This is a genomic window from Photobacterium sp. R1 (assembly GCF_054600795.1).
In genome coordinates, this window is the sequence record NZ_BAAHZP010000684.1 from 1 (window position 1) to 259 (window position 259).

Sequence of the window (259 nt, forward strand, 5' to 3'; positions counted from 1 at the left end):
CTGCTTAGCAAACGCCACCACGGAATCCAGATTCACCTTGCCCTGTATTCCTGTTTTTTGAATCTCCGTGCCCTGAATCTGTGCTGGAGCCCCATGATGCCCTGCATGAGAACCGGACATCGGTTGTGAAACCGGCATCGCGGTCTGTTCCAGATTCCACGGCACTTCTGTCAGATTGCCATGGTTCATCTCAGCAGGTGTGACCTCGGACAAAGGCACAGCGCCAAAGACACCGGTCGGGACCGTGTTGCACGCCGGC

Annotated in this window: 1 pseudogene; it reads right to left on the reverse strand. The window is 56.4% G+C overall.

From position 1 onward, the window contains the following. A pseudogene (locus tag ACYP03_RS26825) lies at positions 1-259 on the reverse strand (hypothetical protein); the annotation flags it as partial.